Origin of the sequence: Chitinophaga sp. (assembly GCF_036566945.1) — a bacterium.
Taxonomy (GTDB): domain Bacteria; phylum Bacteroidota; class Bacteroidia; order Chitinophagales; family Chitinophagaceae; genus Chitinophaga.
In genome coordinates this window covers 1-1,698 of the sequence record NZ_DATCVJ010000923.1, presented here as the reverse complement: position 1 = coordinate 1,698, position 1,698 = coordinate 1, and the positions used below count along the sequence as shown (strand labels likewise).

2 protein-coding genes are annotated in these 1,698 nt (G+C 47.8%); both read right to left on the bottom strand.

Annotated elements, in window-relative coordinates; all coding sequences use genetic code 11:
* A partial coding sequence (locus tag VIP81_RS27760) for a tetratricopeptide repeat protein (protein WP_331969139.1) occupies positions 1 to 1,134 on the bottom strand: 1,134 nt, incomplete at its 3' end.
* 180 nt (positions 1,135 to 1,314) lie between these two features.
* Positions 1,315 to 1,698: NUDIX hydrolase (locus VIP81_RS27755; protein WP_414649400.1), on the bottom strand; the 384-nt coding region annotated here is incomplete at its 5' end.

Genomic DNA, 1,698 nt, shown 5'->3' with positions numbered 1-1,698 from the left:
GTCGCTATCCTGCAATGCTTTATTTCCTTTGCGGATTTCTTCCTGCAAAGTGGCCATACTGGCGCTATTGATACGTGAAAGCCGGTAGGCCCGGATAAAATAGTTAAGTAATATGGCCAGTAGTAGTGCAATAGCGGCGATAATGAAAAGCTGATAGTACCAGAAATCGTTCGTGATGTTGGCCAGTTGCAGTTGCGCATGCTGGGACTGGTGTTGCATTTTGAGAGAATCCATGAGTTCATCCCCGAAAGCATAGGCCAGATAATCGGCTTCCCCGGCTTGCATATCCTCCTGCTGTTGTTGCATAATATGCAAGGCGATGCGGCTGTAATGTGCCGCATGCCGGGTATCTTTTTTATGCTGGTACCAGTTAAATAAGGTGGTGACTACCGGTAGCATTAACCCGCTATATCCGCCGGCAACGGCATATTTCACCGATTGCTCCTGATATAGTAAGGAATCCGCCTTGCCTTGCCAGATCCGGTAACCAGTTAGCTGGGCGCAGGCATACATGGCGATGTAATTAAGTCCGGCGCTATCGGCCACCCGTATTACCTGCTTCAGTGTTGCTTCGGCTTTCTTTATTTCTCCTGCCCGGAGGTCTTCATGGGCTTCAAACAATTTCACATACAGCATTCCCAGCCGGTCATGATACCGGGCAGTAAGCGCCACGGCCTGTTGCAGGGCTTTTTGCGCAAACGCCAATGCTGCGGTATCTGCGGCATTCACCAGGTAGTAGTTCACCAGCACCCACGCCCGCATAGAGTCCAATCCCGCCACCCAGGTTACTTTCAGTGCTTTGCTCAGGTAGTTTTGGGCTTCCGCATGTTTGCCCTGGTATTGGTAATAGGTACCCATGTTCATGAGTGATACCGCTACTCCAACGGAGTCGCCGGCAACACGGCAGGCCGTCAGGGCATTATCATAAAATAAAAAAGACAGGTAATGATGTGGACGCAGGGAATAATACCGGCCCAGGCCAAGCAATGCGTCCCGGTGACCTTTGTTGTAATGAATCCTGTTGGCGATATCATTAGCTGTTTTCGCATATCTGCCACTGCTATCCAGCTGACAGGGAATGTACAGGAAGGAGAGCCGGTTTAAGGCATCTACATACTTTGTGCTATCCGACATCCCGGACAACGCATGCTTAATTGCTGTAATATCATTATGCTGCCCGCACAATGTTTTTGAAAGGAATAGCAGGCAACAGAGGCCTGCATGGCGCATCCATACCATAAATGGGAATCAACAGGCCGCAAAGTAGTTTTATTTACGGTGCGGACTGCCATCCATTTTGTTCATTTTGAAATCCTAGATTTCAAACACCAATCCTTTGCGTTTCAGCGCTTCATATTTCTCCGGATCGAAGCGGTACAGGTGTGCACCTTTTTTGGAAGAGGTTTTATCTTTTTCTTCCAGCTTTTCCATTACATCCAGGGATAATATCTTTTTGCGGAAATTGCGTTTATCGAGTGTTTTCTGATAAATTTCTTCGTAGAGACTTCTTAATTGTGAGAGCGTAAATTTCTCCGGCAACAGTTCAAAACCAATAGGATGGAATTGTGCATTATTGCGGAGCGCTGCCAGTGCATCTTCAATCATTTTGCCATGGTCGAAAATCAGCGTAGGTATTTCGTGCAGCTCCAGCCAGTGGGCGCCATGCTCTCTGGCCAGTGGTTTATCGTGGTTTTTAAT